This window comes from Rhodococcus sp. MH15 (assembly GCF_019266045.1).
Classification (GTDB): domain Bacteria; phylum Actinomycetota; class Actinomycetes; order Mycobacteriales; family Mycobacteriaceae; genus Rhodococcus_F; species Rhodococcus_F qingshengii.
In genome coordinates, this window is sequence record NZ_LPNP01000081.1 from 96077 (window position 1) to 116215 (window position 20139).

16 protein-coding genes are annotated in these 20139 nt (G+C 63.8%); 7 read left to right on the plus strand and 9 right to left on the minus strand.

The genetic code is table 11. The features are described from left to right. Nucleotides 1–245: HNH endonuclease signature motif containing protein (locus ATN37_RS32835; RefSeq protein WP_256933557.1), on the plus strand; the 245-nt coding region annotated here is incomplete at its 5' end. A gap of 65 nt (nucleotides 246–310) precedes the next feature. On the opposite strand, the gene ATN37_RS29575 is transcribed toward ATN37_RS32835, so the two are convergent. Further along, entirely contained in the window at nucleotides 311–1018 is a 708-nt protein-coding gene (locus ATN37_RS29575) for a pyridoxamine 5'-phosphate oxidase family protein (RefSeq protein WP_218696022.1), read from the minus strand. A gap of 97 nt (nucleotides 1019–1115) precedes the next feature. Here ATN37_RS29575 and ATN37_RS29580 point away from each other — a divergent pair, with 97 nt between their 5' ends. Both ATN37_RS29580 and ATN37_RS29585 read left to right on the plus strand, forming a co-directional pair. Next, complete coding sequence (locus ATN37_RS29580) at nucleotides 1116–2501, plus strand: PLP-dependent aminotransferase family protein (protein ID WP_218696023.1); 1386 nt, start codon at nucleotides 1116–1118, stop codon at nucleotides 2499–2501. Between the two features lie 59 nt (nucleotides 2502–2560). Then, the gene (locus ATN37_RS29585) at nucleotides 2561–4678 is read left to right on the plus strand and encodes an FAD-dependent oxidoreductase (RefSeq protein ID WP_063315404.1); all 2118 of its coding nucleotides are present in this window, start codon (nucleotides 2561–2563) and stop codon (nucleotides 4676–4678) included. Between the two features lie 7 nt (nucleotides 4679–4685). On the opposite strand, the gene ATN37_RS29590 is transcribed toward ATN37_RS29585, so the two are convergent. From ATN37_RS29590 to ATN37_RS29615, 6 genes are all read right to left on the minus strand, one after another. Next, on the minus strand, nucleotides 4686–5744 hold the full coding sequence (locus tag ATN37_RS29590) for an isopenicillin N synthase family oxygenase (protein WP_223304565.1): 1059 nt from the start codon (nucleotides 5742–5744) through the stop codon (nucleotides 4686–4688). 144 nt (nucleotides 5745–5888) lie between these two features. Then, nucleotides 5889–6992: an inositol-3-phosphate synthase gene (locus tag ATN37_RS29595; RefSeq protein ID WP_003945979.1), complete on the minus strand. Its 1104-nt coding sequence runs from the start codon at nucleotides 6990–6992 to the stop codon at nucleotides 5889–5891. Beyond that, a complete protein-coding gene (locus tag ATN37_RS29600) occupies nucleotides 6985–7548 on the minus strand; it encodes a PadR family transcriptional regulator (RefSeq protein WP_003946014.1) in 564 nt (187 codons plus the stop codon). Before ATN37_RS29600 ends, ATN37_RS29595 begins: the two co-directional genes overlap by 8 nt. Before the next feature lie 116 nt (nucleotides 7549–7664). Further along, the gene (locus ATN37_RS29605) at nucleotides 7665–8435 is read right to left on the minus strand and encodes a DUF1707 domain-containing protein (RefSeq protein ID WP_054827438.1); all 771 of its coding nucleotides are present in this window, start codon (nucleotides 8433–8435) and stop codon (nucleotides 7665–7667) included. A 9-nt stretch (nucleotides 8436–8444) separates the two neighbouring features. Continuing rightward, entirely contained in the window at nucleotides 8445–9266 is an 822-nt protein-coding gene (locus tag ATN37_RS29610) for a DUF1707 domain-containing protein (protein WP_063315405.1), read from the minus strand. Between the two features lie 9 nt (nucleotides 9267–9275). After that, entirely contained in the window at nucleotides 9276–10115 is an 840-nt protein-coding gene (locus ATN37_RS29615) for a DUF1707 domain-containing protein (protein WP_007735521.1), read from the minus strand. A 128-nt stretch (nucleotides 10116–10243) separates the two neighbouring features. Between ATN37_RS29615 and ATN37_RS29620 the strand changes: the two genes are divergently transcribed. The 3 genes from ATN37_RS29620 to ATN37_RS29630 all read left to right on the plus strand — a co-directional run bounded on the left by ATN37_RS29620 (nucleotide 10244) and on the right by ATN37_RS29630 (nucleotide 15014). Further along, nucleotides 10244–10663: a DUF5318 family protein gene (locus ATN37_RS29620; RefSeq protein WP_042448217.1), complete on the plus strand. Its 420-nt coding sequence runs from the start codon at nucleotides 10244–10246 to the stop codon at nucleotides 10661–10663. Nucleotides 10664–11249: 586 nt separating this feature from the next. After that, complete coding sequence (locus ATN37_RS29625; protein ID WP_007735524.1) at nucleotides 11250–13397, plus strand: transglycosylase domain-containing protein; 2148 nt, start codon at nucleotides 11250–11252, stop codon at nucleotides 13395–13397. A gap of 39 nt (nucleotides 13398–13436) precedes the next feature. After that, nucleotides 13437–15014 carry a glycosyltransferase family 87 protein gene (locus ATN37_RS29630; protein WP_054826678.1) on the plus strand — a complete coding sequence of 526 codons (1578 nt, stop codon included), beginning with the start codon at nucleotides 13437–13439 and terminating at the stop codon, nucleotides 15012–15014. A 2-nt stretch (nucleotides 15015–15016) separates the two neighbouring features. Here ATN37_RS29630 and ATN37_RS29635 read toward each other — a convergent pair whose 3' ends face one another. Beyond that, on the minus strand, nucleotides 15017–15316 hold the full coding sequence (locus ATN37_RS29635; protein WP_082845708.1) for a LuxR C-terminal-related transcriptional regulator: 300 nt from the start codon (nucleotides 15314–15316) through the stop codon (nucleotides 15017–15019). A gap of 186 nt (nucleotides 15317–15502) precedes the next feature. On the opposite strand from ATN37_RS29635, the gene ATN37_RS29640 reads away from it, so the two are divergent. Further along, entirely contained in the window at nucleotides 15503–19345 is a 3843-nt protein-coding gene (locus ATN37_RS29640; protein ID WP_218696024.1) for a helix-turn-helix domain-containing protein, read from the plus strand. Nucleotides 19346–19351: 6 nt separating this feature from the next. Here the strand turns inward: ATN37_RS29640 and ATN37_RS29645 are convergent, their stop codons facing one another. Further along, nucleotides 19352–20131, minus strand: coding sequence for a DUF4190 domain-containing protein (locus ATN37_RS29645; RefSeq protein ID WP_166502852.1), 780 nt, complete (start codon nucleotides 20129–20131; stop codon nucleotides 19352–19354). Nucleotides 20132–20139 lie beyond the last annotated feature (8 nt).

Here is a 20139-nt window from a genome sequence, read left to right on the forward strand (position 1 = left end):
CGTTTCCGGGGTGCGGGACACCGTCGGGGTGGTGTGATGCCCATCATATTGTTCACTGGAACGATGGTGGCCCAACGGATCTCGATAATCTGATCTTGTTGTGCGGTCATCATCATCGGACGATGCATCACACGGAGTGGCGGGTGGAGATCGGGCCGGATCGGAAGACGGTGTTTTATCCACCGATGTCGATCGATCCGTATCAACAGCCGATCGGCGGGAACAGCCCACCTACAGCAGCCTGAACGGGCGCAACTGAATACGTACACACCGGGGCATAGCCATGCCCCGGTGTGTACGGCGTGTGCGGTCAGAGCATCGTCGAGATATGGTCCGGAAGCGCGACACCTGAGTCGAGATCCTCGGACGGGATCGGTTCACCGAAGTGCGTAGCTGCGGGAACTACTCCAGCCCAAACGGTTTCGATACCGATGTCGGCGGCATCGTCACCGGGGCCGCCGGTGCGAGCCTTGACGGAAGCCTCGTACAACGGCAGCGCAAGAACGATGGTTGCCGCCATTTCCTTGCGCGTGTGTTCCCGCAAGTGTTGGGAACGTCCGGGAACCACCTGGTCGACGATCAGATTCAAAGCCTTCACGCGCTCGTCGCCGTCGGTCACGACTCGAGGTGATCCGACGATGACGCCGCTGCGGTAGTTCATCGAGTGGTGGAAGCCCGACCGAGCCAACACGAGCCCGTCGAGGATCGTGATGGTGATGCAGATTTCGCTGTCGGGAGCCAAGCTCCGTGAAGCGACTGAACCGTGAACATAAATAGATCCGCCGCGGTCGGGGCCGTCGAGGTCGAACCCGTAGGCGGTGGGAAACACCATGGGAACTCCGCCGACGTTCACGCCCATGTGGCACAGCTTCGCGGACTGCAAGACGTCGACGAGTGCCGCGCGTTCTGCGACGCCGTGGTGGCGGGCGCGCTTGTGCGTCGTACGTGCTGTCGGGGACAGTGGAATAGGTGCAGTGGGGGCAGGAGCAGGAGCAGCAAAGACAACGGAATCTGTCATGCAGACAATGCTGGTGGCAAAGTGGCTTCAAGTCATGGTCCAATCAGTGGAGACTTCGATAGGCCACTTCGATTTGCCACTTCCGGGAGGGTTCTGAATGTTTCTGCCTTCGGCGGTAGCCGTGGTCCTCGATCGGACAGATCGGCGGGCGCTCCCGGTCCAGATTGCCGACCACCTGAGAGCTGATATCCGCAGTGGTAAGGCGGCAGTGGGTCTGAGGTTACCCAGTTCCCGGAAGCTGGCGGCGGAGCTCGAGGTGGCGCGGGGCGTCGTGGAACGGGCGTATGAGCAGTTGATCGCCGAGGGTTGGCTTGTCGCTGTGCACGGCTCAGGCACCTTCGTTGCCGAGGCGCCCTCCCCCATGGTCACTCCCACGACTACACCGAAGAAGGCCGCCGACAAGATGTCATCCAGGGTGCAGCTCCGGCCGGGCGTGCCGTGGACGCCGCCGCGTGCATCGGCAGCGTGGCGGCGGGCGTGGCGTGACGTCGGGTCCAAACCGCCACCTTTCGAGGATCCCGATCCTGCGGGTGACTACGAATTGCGTTCGGCACTATCGGAATTGCTGGCAAGAGCCCGCGGAATGTCGGTTGAACCCGAGAGAATCCTGATCACCTCAGGTGCCACGCATGGTCTCGGCCTCGCCCTGTCGGCTCTGCGTACCCGTGGTGCTGTTCTGGCGATGGAAGATCCCGGATACCGGTATGCGTCCTCGGCCGCAACAGCCTGTGGATGGTCGCTGCTCGACGTGCCCGTCGACGCTCATGGTCTCTGTGTCGACCAACTCGAAACGGCGTCGGAGAGCGTCCGCGGTGTGTATGTGACACCGTCCCATCAGTATCCGACAGGAGGGCTGCTTCCGATAGGTCGGCGCAACCAGTTGATCGAGTTCGCACGCGCCCGCGACGTCGTCCTGTTCGAGGACGATTACGACTCCGAATTCCGTTACGACGTAGCGCCTTTGCCTGCGCTTGCCCAGCTGGCTCCTGATCGGGTGGTGTATCTCGGAACGGTTGCCAAGACGCTCGGCGCCGGAATTCGATTGGGCTGGTTGGTAGCTCCCCTCGACCTGGTCGACCGCATAGCATTACACCGCAAGCGAATCGGCGACTTCCCGTCGGTTCCGCTGCAGCAAGCACTCCTGTCCCTGCTCCGTGACGGCGAATGGGATCGAGCGGTGCGTACCGCCCGGCGCAGGTACCGGGAGCGTGATCGGGCGGTCGAGGAAGCGCTGTCACCGTTCGGCGAACTGCGCGGACTCGGCGCCGGCATGCATACGACGCTCATACTCGACGCGGATCTGGCAGCCACCGTCGCTCGCGAGGCACTTGAACACGGCGTCGAAGTGCCCACCCTGGTCGAGTCCACCCGAACGCACGGAGACCCCGGCGGATTGGTCATCGGCTACGGGCGAGTGGAATCCGCGGACCTCGAATATGCGCTCGAGGTGATAGCCGAGTGCCTCGCACGTCACAGCGCGTGAAGTCTCGTTGATCGGGAGTGCGGCAACGGATGGGCGTGGTCCAGTTCTAGCGTCTGCTCGTGACGATCCGAAGCCAGACCTTTCCGCACCTGCTCGCACCAGGCACCATCGGCCCGATGACCGTGCCCAATCGCGTGGTTCTCCCTGCGATGGACATGAACCTGTGTGAAGACGGGGAAATCGAAAAGGGCGACATCGACCACTTCGTGGCGCGTGCAGCTGGTGGAACGGGTCTGATCATCACCGGTTGCTGCGCTGTTGCGTATCCGCTGGGCTGCACCAGCCGCAAGGAACCGGGGCTTTCGGAAGACCGGTTCATCCCCGGTCTCAAGGCGTTGGCCGACGCAGTCCACGACGCAGGCAGCAAGCTCTGTGTGCAGATGACACACCACGGCAAGGTGGCGCGCATCGATACCCTCGACGGCCGACCGCAGTTGGTCCCGTCCACGCCGAAGCCGCCGGGTGACATGAGCGCGATGGCCGATTGCACGCCAGAAGAACTGGGCAAGATGGCTGCCATCAACGAGGGCAAGAGGGCTACGTACCACGAGGCAACCAAGGAAGATCTTGATTGGCTGGTTCGCATGTTCGCCGAGGCTGCCGGACGGGTGAAGGCGGCGGGCGGCGACGCCGTCGAGATTCACTGTGCCCACAACTACGTCCTCGGAGCGTTCCTGAGTCGGTACACGAATCAGCGCAGCGACGAGTACGGAGGTTCCATGGAGAACCGTGCTCGCCTGGCTTGTGAGGTCATTCGAGCGGTCAAGGAGGAGGTCGGCGGTGCGCTCGCCGTCATCGTGCGTCTGGCCGGTCAAGAGTACGGCGAAACCGACGGGCTGACCGTCGACGAGGCTGCTGCGGCTGCCAAGATGTTCGAAGAGGCCGGCGCTGACGCCATTCACGTCACCGGTACCGCGCTGAATGCTTTTGCCAACTTCACCGACGGCCCCCTGCCCGACAAGGTCGGCTATTACACGGACAATGCAACGCGAATCAAGCAGGCGATATCGATCCCCGTGATCACGGTCGGACGTATGCTCCCCGAGGTTGGCGAGAAGATGATCGCGGAAGGTCGCACGGACTTCGCCGCAATGGGCCGTCAGCTCCTGGCCGATCCACAGTTGGTGAACAAACTCAAAGACGGTGCACCCGAGCGGGTTCGGCCTTGCATCAATTGCTACGTCTGCGTGCAGGAGAACTTCTGGGACGAGACGCCGCTGTGCGCTGTCAATCCCGCGCTCGGCAACGAAGCGCTTCTCCCCTTCGTTCGGACCAGCACTCCGAAACACGTTGTTGTGGTCGGAGCGGGCCCCGGTGGTCTCGAGACGGCCCGCGTGGCCGCTGAACGTGGGCACCGAGTCACGGTGTTGGACAAGTCCGATCGCCTCGGTGGCACCCTGTGGTTCTCGAGCCTCACTACCCCGGACAACGGGCGTCTGCTCAGCTGGTTGAAAGTGGAAATCGAGCGTCTCGGTGTCGATGTTCGACTGAAGACCGAAGCCTCGGTTGCTTCGATCCGGGCACTGAACCCCGACGCCGTAGTCGTGGCCACCGGTGCAGTCCGTGAGCGGCCTAGTGTTCCGGGCGGCGACTTGCCGCACGTGCACACCGGTGATTCGTTGCGCGCGTTGATGACCGGAGCTGGAGACGTCTCACAGGTACCGCCGTTCCTGCGGACGATGGCCAAGTTGGGCAAGCTGTCCGGTATCACCAAGAGCCCCGCGGCGATCCGAGCTGTGACCCGCAAGTTCCTGCCCATGGGTAAAGACGTTGTCGTGATCGGTGGTTCGCTTGTCGGACTCGAGCTTGCGGAGTTCCTGGCCGAGCGAGGTCGCAATGTGACGCTGATCGAAGAAGGCCAGCAGTTGGGTATTCCGATGGCGATGCCGCGCCGCTGGACGGCGGTGCGCCACGCCAAGCATGTCGGTGTGGACATTCACCGCAATTCAACGGTGCAGCGAATCACCAAGGAGCACGTCGAATTCCGTTCCGGTGACAAGACACGGACCGCTCCAGCCGACATGGTTGTCGTCGCGTCGGGAGTGTCGGCGCAGGCGCCACTGGCCGATTCTCTGATCGGTGTCGTGTCCGACGTACATGTGGTCGGTGACGCGGTGAACGTCGACTACATCGAGGGCGCGATGCACACGGCGTGGAAAGTCGCGATGGATCTGTAGTTCAGCATCAGGTAGCGCTTTGTGCCGCAACGATGTCCGGCCACCAGCGGGCCGCGACATCGGGGTGCGCACGTAGTCGACTCTTGAGGGCATTCGCCCCGTAGGAATCGTGTATCGGGTTGTTCGCGTCCACGGTGACGCCGGTGGCGCGCGCCGCCAGCTCGGGCGGTAGGTCGAACTCCGGGATCTGCGCTGCGTAGTTCGGGTTGAAGAAGAACGGCACCGAGATACGTTCGCCGTCGCCCTCGGGTGAAACTACCCGGTGCACAGTCGCTTTCAAGTATCCGCCGGTAGCGACCTCGAGCAGTTCGCCGATGTTGACCACCAGCGCCCCGTCGATCGGCGGCGCGTCGATCCAGTCGCCGTCGTGCTCGACCTGCAGACCGCCCTTGCCCGGTTCGACATAGAGCAGAGTCAGCACACCCGCGTCCTTGTGTCCGCCGACGCCCTGGGAGCCGGCACCTTTCGGGCGGCCCGGGTAACGCACCACCTTGATGAGGATCGACGGATCGTGAGCGAACGCGTCGTCGAAGATGTTCGCATCCTGGCCCAGGGCTACCGCCCATTCGCGTAAGAGGCTCAATGCGATCGAGGTGAGCGTGTCGTTCCACTCGGTGATGACGTCGCGAAGTTCGGGAAGGGCGTCGGGCCACTGGTTGGGGCCCTGCAGGATCTCCCAGGCCGGTGAGGTGTCGGTGCGCTCGGCCGCGGGCTGTTCGGCCCCGATGTCGATCTGCTCGCGCCAGTCCTGCTTGCCTTCGGTCAGTTCGCCGCCGAGCCTGGTGTACCCACGGAAGTGCGGGCTGCGGACGTTCTCGATCGCGAGCTTCTCGGCAGTCGGTAGCGCGAAGAACTCGCGGGCGACGTCGAGGAGGCGTCGCTGCAGTTCGTCGGGAATTCCGTGGCCGACCAGGTAGAAGAATCCGACCTCGTGGGTGGCCTCGCGCAGCTGAGTGCGGAACTGCTCGGCGGTGTCGGGGTTCTGCGCAAGCGACAGATCGAGCACTGGCAGCGACGTAATCGACATGGGGTCCTCGATCCGTGTGATGGTTCTGATGTCCATCATTCCACGCTGAGCGGCACCCGGACCCGCACGGCAATTCGGCAGCCGCAGGCGTGATTACCCGCGCGGATGCGGAAACACCCTGCGGATAACAGAATCGGGGCCTTGCGCCGTTGGCGCAAGACCCCGAATCAGCGTGAACCTAAATCAGGCCTCGTCGGCTCCGATGATGAAGGCTTCGAGCTCGATGCGAGCCTTGTCGTCGGCCATCTGGACCGGCGGGGACTTCATCAGGTAAGCGGAAGCCGGGTAAACCGGTCCACCGATGCCGCGGTCCTTGGCGATCTTGGCTGCGCGGACGGCGTCGATGATGATGCCGGCAGAGTTGGGCGAATCCCAGACCTCGAGCTTGTACTCCAGGTTCAGGGGAGCGTCACCGAAGGCGCGGCCTTCGAGGCGGACGTATGCCCACTTGCGGTCGTCGAGCCACTCCACGTAGTCCGAGGGACCGATGTGGACGTTGCGGTCGTGAACCTTGCCGGCAAGTGCGCCGGTCAGGTTGGACGTCACAGCCTGGGTCTTGGAAACCTTCTTCGACTCCAGGCGATCACGCTCGAGCATGTTCTTGAAGTCCATGTTTCCACCGACGTTGAGCTGGTAGGTGCGGTCCAGCACGACGCCGCGGTCTTCGAACAGCTTCGCCATCACGCGGTGGGTGATGGTGGCGCCGACCTGGCTCTTGATGTCGTCACCGACGATCGGGACGCCGGCGTCCTTGAACTTGGCAGCCCACTCCGGGTCGGAAGCGATGAAGACGGGCAGAGCGTTGACGAATGCAACGCCTGCGTCGATCGCGCACTGTGCGTAGAACTTGTCAGCGTCGTCGGAACCGACGGGCAGGTAGGAGACGAGGACGTCGACCTGAGCGTCCTTGAGTGCCTTGACGACGTCGACGGGCTCGGCGTCGGACAGCTCGATGGTCTCGGCGTAGTACTTGCCGATGCCGTCGAGGGTCGGGCCACGCTGAACGGGAACGTCCAGGGGCGGGACGTCGGCGATCTTGATGGTGTTGTTCTCGCTCGCGAGGATCGCCTCGGAGAGGTCGAAGCCGACCTTCTTGGCGTCGACGTCGAACGCAGCGACGAACTGCACGTCGCGGACGTGGTACTTACCGAACTTGACGTGCATGAGGCCGGGGACCGTCTGGGTCTCGTCGGCATCCTTGTAGTAGTGGACGCCCTGAACCAGGGACGAGGCGCAGTTACCCACGCCCACAATGGCTACGCGCACCGCGGTGCTGTTCTCACCCATGGTCGGGTTCTCCTTCTTTCCGGGATGTTCCTGTTGTCGATTGCTCGGCTGCGATCAATTCGTTGAGCCAACGCACTTCGCGTTCACTCGATTCGAGTCCGAGCTGATGGAGCTGACGGGTATAGCGGTCCAGCGATCCGCTGGCCCGACCGACGGCCTCGCGGAGCCCCTCACGGCGCTCCTCGACCTGGCGTCGCCTGCCTTCGAGGATCCGCATCCGCGCTTCTGCGGGGGTGCGGCTGAAGAAGGCGAGGTGAACGCCGAAACCGTCGTCGGTGTAGTTCTGCGGCCCGGTGTCGGCGACCAGTTCGGTGAACCGTTGCCGACCTTCCGGAGTGAGCTGGTAGACGCGACGCGCCCGACGCTTGAGCGTGCCGGTGGCAGTGTCGACGTCTTCTGAGATCAATCCGTCGGCTTGCATGCGCCGCAGTGCCGGGTACAGCGATCCGTACGAGAACGCGCGGAATGCGCCGAGCAGACCAGTGAGCCGCTTACGCAGCTCGTATCCGTGCATCGGTGACTCGAGGAGCAGCCCGAGGATTGCGAGTTCGAGCAACTGACAAACCTCCCGAGTCGTTGAACCTAACCGCTTGATGCGATAACCAACTATATCGCGCCGATATATAAAACCACACTGCGGCCCGATACGTGTACCAAGGTGTCACGGCTAGATCAGGGGGTGAACGGGTAGATCGACATGATTTCGCCATCGAGGGCAGCGGTCAGGTACCCGCTCTCGTCGAGGTCGTTGCCGACGTGAATCTGGATGGTCGGAACATTTTCGGTGCTGTCGACAGAGACGTACCGAGTGGTCGGATTTTGCACCGACGTCGTTGTTCCGGCGCCGTCGAGAAGGGCGATCACGATGCGAGGATCGAGCTGTCTGACGTCGATCTGTGTCACGTCGGGTTCGCGTGATCCTCCTGAAGTCGTGTCCTCGAGGTCGCCTCGGTAGTAGCTGTCCAGGCTCTTGCGCGGCGCGGCGGGATCGGCGCGCGTTACGCGTGCATAAGTGGGATAGATGGTCATCTCGTCGACCAGTCCGCTGCCGTACTCCGTTTCGATGGCATGGAACATCGCCCCCAGGCCGTCGACGGTGTGTAACTGTGGCTCGGGGCTCGAGAAGATCGTGACGTCGGACGCGGCGTATTTGATTCCGAAACCGACAGCCGAGACCAGTGACAGCGCGATGATCACAACGGCGATCCAACGCGTGTCCAGCGAAGGTTCTTTCCGAAGAATGGGTAGGGACGCCTCGGTCTGCAGATCGGACGTCAAATCTTCGAGATCGCCGAGAGTGACTGCCACCGCGGCGAGTTCGGTCAATTCGTCGTGCTCGGTCGCCGTGAGTTGTCCGTCGGCGAAGGCGGAGTCCAGCACTGCGCAGGTAGCCTCGCGATCGGCATTGCGAGCGCGGGTGGTCCTGGTCAGATCGTTCGGCATGTCCGGGGCCTATCGAGGAGTGAAGGGAGACAAGCGGATCGGGCGGCCATCCGGGGTCAAATCCATTGAGCCGCTCGCGCCGAGGTTGTTGCTGGCGTAGATGGAGACGCGTGGATCGTCGCTCGACGAACTCATGCTGATGTGTGTGATCTCGGCGTCGGGGACGTTGAGATTTGCGGACACTCCTGCCAGATATCCGGCGAGTTTGTCGATGTCGACGGCAGCGAGGTCGAAGGTGACGGTGCTGGCTGCTCGAGTCGACGTGCTGTCGCGTGGTGTGAAACCGCCTCGAAAGTCGATGTCTTCCTCCAGGTTCGGCGAGACAGCGGCGGCGCGAGTGACGCTTGCATAGCCGTCGTAGAAGTTGGCGGAATCGATTATCGTCGTGCCGTACTTGGCGCTGTATCTGGTGATGAATTCCCCGATCCCGCTTGCGGTGACCGTGTTCAACGTCGAACTCACAATGGGGGCAAGCGGTTCGACGTTTTCGGCTGCCGCCGGTGGAGGCGGTGGGGGTGAAGGGTCGGCGGACAAGGTGAGGTACCCGATCAGGCCGGCGAAGATAGTCGATGCGGCTGCGAGGTACCAGATCTTGTCGATACGGCGAACTTTGGCGACGGCGTTGCGCAGCGTTGCTTTCTGCAGATCGCGGACCAGCAGATCGAGCTGTCCGAGCGTGGTCGCGGTCATGGCCGATGCCGTTCGGTTCGCATGCTCGTCGACCGTGATCTGTCCGTCGGACAGGGCGGAGTCGAGAACGGCGCAGGTGTCGGAACGGTCGACGTCGCGCGCGCGGGTGCGCGTAGAGGTAGTAGTCGGGGACCCACTCACCGGCTCACCCTAGCTCCCGTACGGGTAGGAACGAGAGATCTCGCCCCACGGCGTGACCTCGATGCGTCCTTGGTGGCCGAGTCCGTTCTCTGCATAGATCGCGATCTCCGGGACGCCGTAGTTCGCGTCCACGATCAAGTGGGTGATCGCGGCGTCCGAAACGTTGACATAGTCGCCTATGTTCACCATGTACGGCGCGAGCTTGTCGATCTGGATGGAACCGAGGTCGAAGGTCGGCTGGCCCGTTCGCCGCGGAATGGACGTCACTTCCCTCTCGAAGCCGTCGCGAAAACTGATGGACTCGGTGAGAGCGGGAGCATCGGGGACCGCCCGGCTCACTGAGGAGTAGTCGCCGTGGAAGCTGGCGTCGTCTACGAACATGTCACCGAACTCTTCTCGATACCTCTCGATGAATGCGCCGATTCCTTCCGGCGTCAACGTGTCGATGTGTGCGATCAGGATCGGTTCGACGGTCGGCTCCGGCACCGGGGTGGTGGTCGGCAACGGCGGAGCGAGGGAAGTAGTGCTGGCATAACTGGCTGTGATGTCTTCCGAGGGCGTCAACGGTGACCGACTCCACGCCACTGCTGCGATCGCGCCGACGACGATCAGAGCAGCAGCACCGACGAACACGGCCTTTCGTGCCGTCGACGTCCGAGGCACCGTTTTGGTCTCGATCTTCGGCACCTGCAGATCGTTGACCAGGCGTGCGAGTGCGAGCAGGGTCTTCGCGGACTTCGCCTTCTCGGTCCGGTCGAAGTAGTCCTCCGCGCTCAACTGCCCTTCGGCGTACGCGGCGTCCAACACATTGCACGTTTCGACGCGATCAAGATCACGAGCACGCGTCATCGGAGAACGAGAAGACTTCACAGGAAGTGATCGTAATGGCTGGTCGCCATGCCCCCAGCCCCCGAAATGTGTTCATCGTGACCCTCCCGAACCGTCCGTCGCGGCACGGACGCACGTACGCTGGTCAGGTGCGGATACAGCGGCAAGTTGTGGACTACGCGCTCGCGCGTCGGTCTGTGCTGGCCGAAGTGTCTGCGGGTCGGACCGACGTCAAGCAGGTGTGTGACGCCGATCCGTACCTACTCAGAGCCGCGAAGTTCCACGGCCGGGGCAGCGACGTCGTCTGCCCCATTTGCCGCAAGGAACAGTTGACGCTCGTGTCCTGGGTGTTCGGCGACAAGCTCGGTCAGGTTTCGGGATCGGCCCGAACCTCGGACGAGCTCGCTCGGCTTGCGGAAACAGCAGAGGAGTTCACGGTGCACGTTGTAGAGGTGTGCCGTACCTGCAGTTGGAACCACTTGGTGCAGTCCTATGTGCTCGGCGCAGTACCTGCGCCGCCGCGACCGCGGCGAGCACGCCCACCAAGCCGGCGCACCGCCAGCGAGTAACGCCACACCCGAAGAAGGGCCCGATCGAAGTCTGCACGTGATCGGTCCGTGACCACTGGAGATTTGATTCGTGAGTTCCCCCAGCAACAACAACCCGGGCGGCAACAACCCGGGTGGCCGTCCCGTCGGTCCCAACCGTCCCGCCGGACCTCCTCAGGGTCGTCCGCCGCAGGGACGTCCCATGGGCCCACCACCGCAGGGACGCCCTCCGATGGGTCCGCCCCCTCAGGGTCGTCCGCCGCAAGGTCGTCCGATGGGACCCCCGCCCCAGGGTCGTCCGCCGCAAGCCCGACCTTCGGGCCCGCCTCCTCAGGGCCGCCCCGCCGGTCCCCCTCCTCAGGGTCGTCCGCCGCAAGGCCGACCTGCCGGCCCGCCGCCTCGAGATCGCGCCGTAGGCGCTCAAGGAGATCGCGCCTCCAGCACTCAGGCGAACGAACCGACCCAGCGCGTCGCGGCAGCAGCAGCGACCACCCGTAGCAACGCGGGCACCCGCCCGCCGGTCGGACCTCCGCCGACGAAGCCGCCGACAGGTGGCTCCGGTGGCGGTGGCAACGACGGACAACCCCCGAAGGGAAGAAAGAGCACCGTGAAGAAGAAGTCCAAGTGGCGCACAGTTCGCCGCTCGGCCTACGTCTTGGTGGCGCTCGGTCTTGTTCTGCCCGTCCTTGCCTTCATGGCGGCGTACATCGTGCAGGACGTCCCCAAGCCCGGTGACCTCAAGACCAATCAGGTGGCGACGGTCTTTGCCGCCGACGGCACCACGGTGATCAGCACTGTCGTCCCGCCAGATGGCAACCGCGTCGAGGTCTCGCTCGATCAGGTACCGCCGCACGTTCGCAACGCTGTTCTGGCCGCAGAGGACCGCGATTTCTACTCGAACCCGGGCTTCTCGATCTCCGGTTTCGCACGCGCGGCCCGAGACAACGTCCTCGGTCGCGACAGCGCCGGTGGTGGCTCGACCATCACGCAGCAGTACGTCAAGAAGGCGCTTGTCGGCTCGGAGCGTTCGCTGACGCGAAAGATGAAGGAACTCGTCATCTCCTCGAAGATGGCCAACGAGTGGTCCAAGGACGACATCCTCGCCGCGTATCTGAACACCATTTACTTCGGTCGCGGCGCATACGGCATCGGCGCAGCATCCAAGGCTTACTTCGGTAAGCCCGTCGACCAGCTGTCCATCGAAGAAGGCGCCGTCCTGGCGTCGTCGATCCAGCTTCCGTCGCTCCTCGATCCCGAGACCAACCCGACAGGCGCGAAGTCCCGTTGGGATTACGTGCTCGACGGCATGGTGTCCGCCGGCACGCTGGATCAGGCCGCGCGCACGCCGATGCAGTACCCCGCCTACATCCCGCTCGCCCAGGTCGACAACAGCAGCCAGGGCTCGACCGGACCCGAAGGCCTGATCAAGCGTCAGGTGCTCAAGGAGATCGGCGACGCTGGAATCAGCGAGCAGTTGCTCAACACCGAGGGCTTGCAGATCACCACGACCATCGACCCGCAGGCTCAGGCCGCAGCGGTCGAGGCAGCCCGTTCCAACATGGAGGGTGAGCCGGAGAATCTGCGTACCGCAGTTGTCTCGGTCGATCCGAAGACCGGAGCCGTCAAGGCGTACTACGGCGGTGAGGACGGCGCGGGATACGACTTCGCGAATGCCGGACTTCAGACTGGTTCCTCGTTCAAGGTGTTCGGCCTCGCAGCCGCCCTGGATCAGGGAATCCCGCTCTCGCAGATGTACGACAGCTCACCGCTGACCGTCAACGGCATCTCCATCGGCAACGTCGAAGGTGAAAGCTGCGGCACCTGCACCATCGCAGAGGCGCTCAAGCGTTCGCTGAACACCAGCTTCTACCGTCAGATGCTCAGCCTCGACGGCAACGGCCCGCAGGAAATCGCGGACATCGCTCACAAGGCAGGCATCCCGAAGGACATCCCGGGCGTCGGCCCGTCGCTCACCGAGGCCGACGGTTCCGGCCCTAACAACGGCATCGTGCTCGGCCAGTACCAGGCCCGCGTGCTCGACATGGCGTCGTCGTACGCGACACTCGCCGCGTCCGGTACGTATCACGCACCGCACTTCGTGCAGAAGGTCGTCGCGGCCGACGGCACCGTGCTGCTGGACCGCGGCGCGCCCGCCGGTGAAGACCGCATCGACGCTGCCGTGGCGGACAACGTGACGGCTGCGATGCAGCCGATCGCGGCGTACTCGCGCGGTCACAACCTGGCCGGCGGACGTCTGTCGGCGTCGAAGACAGGTACCGCGCAACTCGGTGACACCGGAGCCAACAAGGACGCGTGGATGGTCGGCTACACGCCGTCGCTTTCGACCGCGGTCTGGGTCGGAACTCCCGACGGTGAAGCGATCACCAATTCCGGTGGCGCGATGATCTACGGCTCGGGTCTGCCTTCGGACATCTGGAAGGACACGATGGACGGCGCCCTCGAGGGCACCGACAACGAGAAGTTCCCGACGCCGGGCAAGATCAACGGTCAAGCCGGTGGTGTTCCGGAGTACACGGCTCCCGCACCGCCCAAGACGTCGGCGCCGCCGACCACCGCACCGACGACGACGGAAACCACTCCGCCGCCCGTGGTGACAACGACGCAGGTCGAGGTTCTGCCGGGCATCACGATCCCGATTCCGGGCATCTCCCGGCCGACGACAACCACGCCACAGGTACCAGGGGCAGGCGAGACCACCGAGGAAGAACCGGCAGGTGTGAGCCCCGGCCAGTAGTTGGAGGGTGGTCGGTTCGAAAGACGGTAACCTCGCGGAGTGGCCGCGAATGCTGATGATGCCGAACCGACCTCCCCCGCTCCGCTGGCCGAAGATCTTCGTTCGGCGGATTGGCGGGACGTTCCCAGTCGCAACGACGCGATGGTGTCTGCGCTGTCGGGAACCGTCGGCGGTCCGGTAGGTCGTCACGCACTGATCGGGCGCACTCGCTTCTTCACACCGATGCGAGTGATCCTTCTGCTCGCCGTGGTGTTCTTGGCTTTCGGCTGGTTCGCCAAGGCGGGCTGTATTCAACAGGCGCCGGTCGGCGAGAGCGGGCAGGTCGGCCTCGACTGGAGTGGCAGCCGTCAGTACGTGGCGATGTGTTACTCCGATACCGTTCCGCTGTACGGAGCCGAGCGCCTCGATCAGGGAGCATTCCCGTACAAGACGTCGTGGGAAGAAGTACGCGGCGACGGTTCGATCCAGATGCGGTACATGGAGTATCCGGTCATCTCGGGGCTCTACCAGTACGGCGCAATGAAAGTCGCGAAGGCGTGGGATTCGATCACCTGGCTGCCGGGCGCTATTCAGGTGGCGCTCTATTTCAACGTCGTGGCGTTCGGGTTGGCGTTGGCGTGGCTGGTCACCGTGTGGGCGAGCACCCTGCTGGCCGGACGACGAGTGTGGGACGGCGCGCTCATCGCGTGTTCCCCGTTGGTGATCGTGCACGTGTTCACGAACTTCGATCCTCTGGCGACCGCGTTCGCGGCCGGTGGGTTGTTGGCGTGGGCACGCAAGCGGCCCGTGCTCGCGGGAATCCTGCTCGGCCTGGGCGGCGCCGCAAAGCTCTACCCGCTCCTCCTACTGGGACCGCTCTTGGTCCTGTGTCTGCGCGCGGGCAAGACGAGGGACTGGCTGGTGACCGCTCTCAGCGCGGTCGCGGCATGGCTTGCGGTGAACCTGCCCATTGCCGCGCTGTACCCCCATGGTTGGTACGAATTCTTCCGGCTCAACTCCGAACGCGGGGCCGATCCGGATTCGCTCTACAACGTGATCGCGTCGTTCACGTCGTGGAAGGGCCTCGACGGTCCTCTCGCACAGGGTGAGTCGCCGTCGAATCTCAACGCCGTCTCTCTGCTGCTGTTTGTCGCCGTCTGTATCGGTGTCGGATACGTCGCCCTGACGGCGCAGCGTCGTCCGCGAGTTGCGCAGCTGTGCTTCCTGTTGGTGGCGGGCTTCCTGCTCACGAACAAGGTGTGGAGCCCGCAGTATTCTCTGTGGCTGGTGCCGCTGGCCGTGTTGGCCTTGCCGCACCGCAGACTCCTGCTCGCGTGGATGACCATCGACGCCCTGGTCTGGGTTCCACGAATGATGTATTACCTCGGTGTGTCCAACAAGGGGCTGCCGGAGCAGTGGTTCACCGGAACCGTCGTGATCCGGGACATCGCGGTACTCGTTCTGTGCGCGCTGGTGCTCCGGCAGATCTACCGGCCGTCGGAGGATCTCGTGCGGTACGGGTTCATCGACGATCCGGCGGGCGGTGTTCTCGATCAAGCACCGGACAAACAACCCGCCTGGCTACCCGGTTGGTTGAAGCCGTCCAAGGCGAAGGAACCGGAAACCGTCGCGGTCTGAGGTCACCACTCGTCGAGGGTGGTGTACCCGTCCTGAACCGCGCGGGCGAACAACGCTGCCTTCGTGGGAGCCGGCCGCCCGATGTCGCTGTACTTCGTGCGGATCCGAGTGATGTGTGTGTTGACGGTGCAGACGCGTAGGCCGAGTGTCTCGGCGACCTCGGACTTGGAATCCGAACGTAGCCAGGCAAGAAGTACTTCGATCTCACGGACGCTCAGCTTCGGCTTGTGCTTGCCGTGCTTGGGGTTGCCGACTCGGGACACGTTTGCCTCGATCTTCGGAGAAATGCCGATTGAAGACATGCGAGTAGCGCCTTTCGACGGAGGGGATGGGCGTCGACTGCCGTATTTGCAGAAGGGCTGCTGGCTCAGGGTGCGACTGAGACGAGTATTTCGATCGAGGTGTCTCAGTGGAACGGGTGCAACTCTCTCGATACAGAGTCCATACAACGGAAAAATCCCCTACCTGCTCCGATAGAGTGCGTCGCTATGAACTCGAAGGCGGAAGCCGGTACGCACAATCAGGTCGATCCCGCCCGGATCGAGTCGCGTGGGCAGTTTGCTGAGACGCTCACTGCACTGCGGAACGCAGCCGGACTGACGGTCCGCGAAGCCGTCGAGCGTTCGGGTGGTTTGCACGGAACCGTCAGCGGAAGGTTTGCCGGCCAACACCTGCCGACGCCGGCGAGTACCCCGATGTTTTTCGCGCTCCTCGAGGCCTGCGGCGTCGATTCCGAGGATGAGCGGCAGCGCTGGATCAGTGCGGTGCAACGAGTGAGACAGCTGACGGCCAGACGACGCGGCGACGCCACCGTTCCGTATCGAGGTCTCGAGTCGTTCCGGCAGGAGGATGCCGAGTGGTTCTTCGGTCGAGACGAACTCACTGCCAACTTGGTTGAGCGGGTGGCGTCGGCGATACGAGGTGTCGGTCGCCGTCAGTTCATGGTGATCGGTGCCTCCGGATCGGGTAAGTCGTCGTTGCTGCGGGCCGGGCTCGCCCCCAAGATCGCCGGGGACGATCCACGGTTCGACGGTTGGCGGGTGGAAACCCTGCAGCCGGGTACGGGAGGAATTCCGTCGTCGATCTCCGACGAACCAACCGTCTTGATCCTCGACCAGTTCGAGGAACTGTGGACGCAGTGCGACGGTGATCGGCGCGAGGAAATACTGCGGACCCTCGCGGACCTTGGTGAGAACACCATCGCAGTCATCGGAATGCGCGCCGACTTCTACGGGCTCGCGGCGGAGGAACCGCTTTTGGTGCCGCTGCTCGACGATTCGCCGATGGTGGTCGGGCCACTGACCGACGAACAATTGCGCGAGGTGATCGTCGAGCCGGCGGTCAAGGCCGGGATGACCGTGCAGAGCGAATTGGTTCAGGTTCTGGTCTCCGAGCTGACACCACGCGGCTCGCGTACGGCGAGCGACCCCGGAGCTTTGCCCTTGCTGTCACACGCACTGTTGGGGACCTGGCAACGGTCGACGCGTAAAACTCTGACCGTCTCGGATTACTACGCCACCGACGGGATCGCCGGAGCTGTCCAGCAAAGCGCGGAGGAAGTGTACGGCGAGCTCACAGAGAGGCAGCAGCAGTTGGCGCGCAGGATCTTCCTGCGATTGGTCAACGTCGACGAAGTGACGCAGACGCGTCGGCGGGCACCGCGCACCGAACTTTTCCTCGGTGACGACGTCGACGACGTGAATACCGTCATCGACCGGTTCGCCTTACGCCGCCTTCTCACCGTCGACGAGGAGACCGTCGAGGTTTCGCACGAGGTCTTGCTGTCCGCGTGGAGTCGGCTTCGCGATTGGATCGACTCGGACCGCGCCGGTCTGGCGGTGCATCGCAGGTTCACCTACGCGGCGCAGGTGTGGGAAGACAGTGGACGCGACCCCGGCGCGCTGCTCGGACCCGCACGTCTTCATCTGACGGAAGAATGGCTGCGTTCGGGCGAACTCGGGCTCCCACTGGAACCGAGTCGGACCCGCGCCGCCGACCTCAATGCCACCGAGCGGGAGTACCTCGCCGCGAGCATCGAGCATCGTGATCAGCAGGAATTTGCCGATCGCCGACGTACACGCGTGCTACGACGGCTCGTGACTGCGTTGGCAGCCGCGTCGGTGATCGCTCTGGTGTTGGCGGTGGTTGCGACCGTCGCCGGTATCGGAGCCAATCGTCAACGTGTCCAAGCAGATACCGCGCGAGACGAGGCGATGTCGCGTCAGGTGGCCACCGAGTCGATCAGGATGCGCGAGCGGGATCCGTCGCTGGCGTCGCAGCTTGCTCTGGCGGCATTTGCGGTCAACGAAACAACCGAAGCCCGCTCGGCATTGCTGGATGCGTCGGGCGTTCATTCGGCTACTCGCATCATCGGACCGCCCGGCGCGATGAAGGCCCGGATCAACCCAGCTGGAACTGTTGTGGCGGTGGGTGGTTCGGACGGGAAGGTCAGGCTTTATCCGATGGTGGACGGTGTTGCCTCAGCCGTTCCGCAGGCAGAGTTCCTCGGAGTCTCGGAGGGCACGGCCCTCTTTGCCGTCGCCTACAGCCCGGACGGACGGCTCCTTGCGACCGGTGGTGCCGGCGGCGCTGCACTCTGGGATGTGTCGGACCCGAAGAATCCGGTCCGTGGAACACTTCCCGTCGACGGTGAACGCGTAGTGCAGGACATGGAGTTCAGCCCAGACGGAACCAAGCTGGTCGCCGGTACCTCGACGCCCGACGTCCTGCGATGGAACATCGACACCTCCACGAATGCCGTTGCTTTGCCTGCTCTTCCGCATCCAGCTGACGGCATTGTCACCGCGACGTTCAGCCCCGACGGACGTTTCCTCGTGGCGGGCGGGCGTCAAGCGACTCTGCGCGTGTGGGACGTCGCGAAGTGGGGTGAGGAATCGGCGCCGATCTTCGCGACCGAGCCCAACGGCACCACCGTCCACTACCTCGGCGTTGCCTTCAGCCCGGACGGACGTGAGCTCGCGGCGGGAACCACTGGCAGGGAGGTGGTTCGGTGGGACATGAGCGATCCGGCGCGCCCCTCTCCCCTGCAGGCACTGACGGGATTTTCCAGCTACGTCAACGAACTGAACTACGGCAAAGACGGAACACGTCTTGCCGCAGGAAGTTCCGACAACTCCGTGCGCGTGTGGGACCCCCGAACCGGGGCATTGATCGAAACACTTCCGGACAGTGGGGCGGTGACCACCGTCGACTACAGCGATGACGGCCGCAATCTGGTCACCGGGGGACTCAACGGTGTGACTCGCGTGTGGGCTCTTCCGGGTCCGGTCTGGGCGGGAGCTCGGGACACGATCTTCACCAGTCCCTTTGCCGCGGACGGCTCGCGTCTGGTGGCCGGCGTCGGTGCCAGGGGTGGCGCGATGTTGGCGTGGAACACCGAGGATCTCGATCGCCCCGCGGTGATGCCGGAGTTGAAACCGCAAGGGGCCGACACTTTCAGCGGTGCGTCGGCGGTGTCGGCAGACGGGAACCTGGCTGTGAGCGGCACCGGCGGCGGCGGTGCATATCTTTGGGACCTGAGTGATCCGGCGTCGCCACGTATCTACGGCGAGCCTGCGGTATATGTGAAGGGCATCGTGGCGGTTGTCGCCCTGAATCCCGCCGGAGATCTGCTGGCAGTGTCCTCGCAGGACGACAACAGTATTGCGTTGGTCGACGTTTCCGACCCGTCGGCTCCGAAACTGTTGTCGTCGACCGATGTCGGCTCTTACCCGCAGATGATGGCCTTTCAGCCAGGTACCGACATCTTGGCGATCGCGAACGCCAAGAACGAAGTGGATCTGTGGGACGTGTCGAACGCAGCGTCGCCCCGGGTGGCGGCGACGGTGGGTGGATTCGAAAGCTACGCATTAGCAGTGTCTTTCAGCGCCGACGGAACGCTGTTGGCCGCTGGAAGTGCGGATCACGGTGTCGCCGTGTGGGACGTACGCACACCGTCGGCACCCGAGGAACTCGCTCGTCTCGTCGGCCCCGAGGGCGCAATCTATTCGATCTCGTTCAACCGCGCCGGTGATCGGCTCGGTGCCGGTGTCGGCGACGGAACCGTCTGGCTCTGGGACATCGAGACTCCCTCGCAGGCAACACGATTTGCGACGCTGTCCGCCTACCCGGGTCGCGTCAACGACGCTCAGTTCGCCGGCGAGAGTGACATGATCGCGGGTAGCGGGTCGGACAAGACCGTTCGCTTGTGGGGAATCGACCCCGACGGCGTCGTTGATCGATTGTGCCGCACCGCAGGATCTCCCATCACGGAAGCCGAATGGGAGCGGTACCTGCCCGGTGTTCCCTACCAGGATCCGTGTGCCGGCTGACGTGGGTCAGTTCATCCAGAACTCGAGCGCCGGTTCCCGACCCAGCTCGCCTCCGCTGCCGGTGATCACCAGTCCGGCGGAGGTGAGCTTGTACGTCACGTCCTTGTTGGTGACGGTGAATCCGTTGCCGGTGGGCGTCGGATCGTCGAGTTCGATGGTGGCGCCGTCGCTCAGCCGTTGACCCTTGTAGTAGTAACGCCCGGCTCCGGTTTCGCAGATGACGATTCGTGATCCGGTCGTGACGGCGATGGCGACGGCAGGATTGGTGGAGTTGCAACTGGGGCCGCCGGAGATGAAGCCCTGACGGTTGGTGCCCGAGACGGTCGGCGCTGGTCCGATCGAGGTTGTGACGCGTGGGGGCGTCGTCGTTTTCGGCGCTGTGGTGGGTGCACTCGGCGCCCGAGTCGTGGTCGTGGAGTACGAGTACGGCGTCGTATAGGTGAGACTCCGCGAACTCGCTTCATTGGCGGCGTTGCCGAAAGCGGCGGCGAGCAGCCCGAAGAACGCGATCCACACGATCACGGCCAAGATGCCGAGTGCGGTGAAGATGTAGCCGATGATCAGTCCGGCAAGGGCGAGTCCGTCGCCTTCTTCGCCGGTCCGTTTGATCTGGCCGCGAGCGATGTGACCGAAGACGATCCCCAACGGCGCGATGAGGAACGCGAAGACGAGGGCGAGCACCGCGAGTGTGTTCGTCGGCCGCCTGCCGTACGGATCGGGCTGCCCGTACGGAGACGGTTGCCAATTCTGATTGCCCTGGTACCCGTACCCACCCTGATCGCTCATGAGGTGAA